The 4,374-nt window shown below is 65.7% G+C and carries 4 protein-coding genes and 1 pseudogene; all 5 read left to right on the top strand.

The features are described 5' to 3' along the window. A pseudogene (locus U9980_RS23315) lies at window positions 1-654 on the top strand (site-specific DNA-methyltransferase); the annotation flags it as partial. Beyond that, window positions 651-2,342: a DEAD/DEAH box helicase gene (locus tag U9980_RS23310; protein WP_322769896.1), complete on the top strand. Its 1,692-nt coding sequence runs from the start codon at window positions 651-653 to the stop codon at window positions 2,340-2,342. The pseudogene U9980_RS23315 and the gene U9980_RS23310, both read left to right, overlap by 4 nt. Then, complete coding sequence (locus tag U9980_RS23305) at window positions 2,336-3,373, top strand: hypothetical protein (protein WP_322769895.1); 1,038 nt, start codon at window positions 2,336-2,338, stop codon at window positions 3,371-3,373. Before U9980_RS23310 ends, U9980_RS23305 begins: the two co-directional genes overlap by 7 nt. Then, on the top strand, window positions 3,366-3,869 hold the full coding sequence (locus tag U9980_RS23300; protein ID WP_322769894.1) for a type II toxin-antitoxin system VapC family toxin: 504 nt from the start codon (window positions 3,366-3,368) through the stop codon (window positions 3,867-3,869). The genes U9980_RS23305 and U9980_RS23300 overlap by 8 nt, the downstream gene beginning before the upstream one ends. 39 nt (window positions 3,870-3,908) lie before the next feature. Then, entirely contained in the window at window positions 3,909-4,298 is a 390-nt protein-coding gene (locus tag U9980_RS23295; protein WP_322769893.1) for a JAB domain-containing protein, read from the top strand. Window positions 4,299-4,374: the final 76 nt, after the last annotated feature.

Raw genomic sequence — 4,374 nt, 5'->3', positions numbered from 1 at the left:
GACCTGTACGGAGCGACACCCGCCACAGGTTTCACCTTCATCCACGGCACTCAGGGCACACACGCCGTGCACGTCGGAGCGGTCGACGCGGCTGTCTCCCACGCTCAGATCAAGGACGCCCTTGATGAGGCACGCGCCGCCGGGTATCACAGCCTGGACGTGCTGGGCTGGGAATGGGAGATGGGCCTGCACGAGCTGGTCCAGGACGAGGCCCGCGCCGCCGGGGTACAGCTCTCCCTCCAGCGCATCCCGCGGGAGGTTATGGACCCGCGCAACGTCGCCGCCGGGGAGATCACCTTCCACGAACTCGCCTATGTCACGGTCGAGACGAGACTCCGGCGGCGAACAGTCGCGGTGACCCTTGCCAACTTCACCCTGTCGAATCCCGACCTGATACCGGCCGGTGTCCGCGACAAGATCTCCGGCTGGAGCGACTATGTCGACTACTGGGCGGTCGACTTCACCTTCGGTTCCGAGGGGGACACGGACACCTTCCGCAATGCCTGGCAGAGCTTTCGTACCCGCGCCCAACGCACGCTTGAGCTGACCGCCGAGCACACGTATGACGGCCCTGGCTCCTACACCGTCCTGGTGAAGGTCGTCGACGTCTTCGGAAACGACACCACCACGGCCGTCGCGGTAACCGTCCCGTGACAGCCACATCCGCTGAGACCCTTACCCGGGCCGATCCGTACGCCATTCCGGCGACGCGGCGGGGCAGTGTCGCACCACTGGTACCGGCAGTGCGAGCCGAAGTCACGGCCTGGCGCAGCGGTGGGTACCCCGGCGCGAGCAACACCACCCAGCGGCTGCTGGAACACTGGTTCCTCGAGGAACACGAGATCGAGCCGGGCGTTCCGTTCCGCTGGTACTTCTGCCAGCGCGAGGCGATAGAGACGCTGATCTACCTGCACGAAGTCGTCGGCATCCGGACCGCCCACGAGATGGTCCTCCATTTTCGCCAGGAGCTTCCCGTCGAGCCGCGCGATTTCGCCCGCTACGTGGTCAAAATGGCCACCGGTTCCGGTAAGACCAAGGTGATGAGCCTGGCGATCGCCTGGTCGTATTTCCACGCGCTGCGGGAACCCGACTCGCCGATGTCGACCACGTCGCTGGTGACAGCACCGAATCTGATCGTCTTCGAACGGCTACGGGACGACTTCGAACACGCCCGGATCTTCCGGCGGGACCCGGTGCTCCCACCGGAATGGCGGCGCGACTTCGACCTGGCGGTCTGCCTGCGCCACGACCCGATCCCGCTGGCCGCGCCCGGGGTTCTGCTGCTGACCAACGTCCAGGCCCTGTACGAACGGCCGGAGCCCAGATCGGCGAACCCCGTTGACGCGATCGTCGGCCGCCGACCGCCAAGGGATCCGGTAGCGGCCGACCCGCCACTGCGCCGGCTCGCGGCCCGAGGCAGGGTTCTCGTGGTCGACGACGAAGCACACCACGTCCACGACGAGATCCAGTCCGAAACGCGGGAACCGCTGAAAGTGGTTCAGACCATCCGGCGGCTGCACGAACTCGCAGAACGCGGCGTGGTCGCGCAGCTCGACTTTTCCGCTACACCGCGTGACCAGCAGGGGCGGACCTTCCCCGAGACTGTCGTCGACTACCCGCTCAGTCAGGCGATCGAGGACGGTATCGTCAAACGGCCGGTGATCGGCGAGTTGTCCGGCGGCCCACCCGAGGAGGTCAGTGATGACGCCTCTGTCCGGTACCGGCAGCGGATCGGCGCCGGGGTCGCGAAGTGGCGGGACTTCCGGAAAGCGCTGGAACCGACCGGACGGATGCCCCTGCTGTTCGTCATGGCCGCGGATACGACGTCCGCCGACCAGATCGCCCGTCATCTCGAAACGTTGCACGACCTGTCCGGCCGGGTGCTCACCCTGCACGTCAACCTGAGCGGCAGGAACAAGGGCGAGATCAGGACCGACGAGCTGGAAGAAGCCCGGAGGTGGGCACGTGAAGTCGACCTACCCGACAGCCCGTACCGCGCGATCGTCAGCGTCCTCATGCTCCGCGAGGGCTGGGATGTACGGAACGTCAGCGTGATCGTGCCGCTGCGACCGTTGACAGCGAAAGCAAATATTTTACCGGAACAGACCTTGGGGCGAGGATTGCGGCGGATGACACCGCCCGGTTCCGGTGTCGATGAAAGCGTCGTCATCATCGACCACGAGGCGTTTCGCAATCTCTGGGACAAGGCTCTCGACGACGCCGAGTACGCTGGCGTCGGACGGGAAAGCCTCGACGACACCGGGCCGAGCGGGCAGGTGGTGACCGTCGAGCCGGACCGCTTGGCCTACGACATCGGCGTCCCGTTACTCCCCGCGTGCTGAGCCGCACCACGGCCGGCCTGTCGACACTGCGGGTCGAGGATTTGCCCGAACGCCGGTTGGCGCTGCCCGACACCCTGCGGAGTGAGACCATCGACTACATCGGCCGGGACCTGCTCTCCGGCCAGGAAGTCGAACGCGCGCGGTTCCCTCTGCCACATGCGGACGACCCGTCCGCGGTGCTGGCCTGGTTCGCCCATGAAGTGCAGCGCGACACCCGACTGACCGGGCAGTTCGCCGTCATCGCGCCGCTGGTACGCGGCTGGGTCGAACGCCGGGCCTTCGGCGGCCCGGTGGACTTCGACGACCCGGTGGTCCTCCAGGCACTCACGGAACCCAGCGTGCGGGAATCCGTCCTCGCTGTGGTGCGAGAAGCCGTGGACAAGGCAACCTTGACAACCTCCGCCATCGGTGCTGGGGAGGTCAAAGAACTCTTGCTTTCTGCCACGAAGCCCTTCCTCTGGAGCCGGGACACCTTCGTCGCGACGAAATCTGTATTCAACCTCCAGCCATGTGACAACGAGCTGGAAACCCGCTTCTGCGCGTTCCTCGATCGCAGCCGCGATGTCTCTTCGTTCGCGAAACTGGCCCGGCAGACCCGCTTTTCACTGGAATACCGCAGCGAGCGGCAACGGCTTGCCTACTACTATCCCGACTTCGTCGCACGCCTTGTCAACGGCGACCATTTCCTGATCGAGACCAAGGGGCTGGCCGACCCCGACGTGCCGACGAAGGACACCCGGGCCGCCCGCTGGGCCGTCGACGCGACAGTCGCAGCTGGCGCCCGGTGGATTTATCTCCGGATTGACGAGGAGCCCTTCCGTCGGCATGAGACCCGGCTGGCCGGCTTCCGGGAGCTGGTCGATCTCGTCCACACACTGCGGCGTGAGAAACTACTCGCCTCGCAGCCGCCACCGCGACGGATGACCAAGACCGAGGCAATGGCCGCGATCGAGGAGGCACGGGCGCGGCTGGAGGGTGTCACCGGTGGGGACGAGGAGCTCGACCGGTTCCGCGAGATTCCCCGTGGCTGAGACCCGGGACGCATCGGCGGACGCGACCGCCATGGTCCCAGTGCAGGAAGCTCACGGCCCCTCGACCGCACAGACCTACGTCGTCGATACCGGGGTGTTCGTCCGGTGGTTCCTCGCCCAGGACGGCTACGAACATGCCCGCGAAATCCAGAAGCGTTTCGTGCTCGACGAAATCGCGCTGGTGACCACCGACATCGCACGGATTGAACTTGCCCACGTGTTACGCAACAAGGGCTATGTGCCGAGGCTCCTTGACCGCAACAGCTACGTCAAGGCGGTCCGCGCGATCGACGATCTCGGCGTGGAGATCCGACCGACCGATGCTGAAACGCTCGAACGGGCGGCGGACTGGGCTGTCCAACTCAGCCTGCGCTTCTTCGACGCTCTGTTCGTCGATCTCGCGGTGCAGACCGGTTGCCCTCTGCTCACTTCCGACATCCGGCTCGCCCGCGCGGTCACCGGGTACATATCCACAGAGGTATTGCGCCCAAGCTAACCGATCTCCACAAGACCGGTCGGCCTATGGCACCTTGATATGCGGACTCCTATCCTCATATTCGTGATCCTCACCGGTTCGCTTTCCGAACTTGTTGTCGACGTTCAGCGATGGGCCCCCCGGCTGAGCCGGGAGATCGCATTGTCCGTTCCTGTCCGGCGCGGCATGTTGCTGCCCGCCTCGCTAATCTCTGTAGGCATCGACAACGAGGTTCGGGTATCACCGGCAGAGGTTTTCCGCCCAGCCATCCGCAACCGAGCCGAAGCCGTGATCCTCGTGCACAGCCACCGGTCGGACAGTCCCCCGAGCTCAGCTGATCACGCGGTGACGAGGCGGCTGGTCGCCGCCGGCGCCCTGCTCGGAGTTCCGCTCATCGCTCACCTGGTCGTCGGGCCGCTGACATGGACGAACTGCATGGACGAACCCTGACCCGGCATCTCAACAGCACCGCCAGAGCGCATGGCGCCGCCGTATCACTACCGCGTGACGTGGCCTTACTGCGACC

The sequence above is a fragment of the Protofrankia sp. Cr1 genome, assembly GCF_963555865.1.
Lineage (GTDB): Bacteria > Actinomycetota > Actinomycetes > Frankiales > Frankiaceae > Protofrankia.
This window is presented reverse-complemented; position numbering and strand designations above follow the sequence as displayed.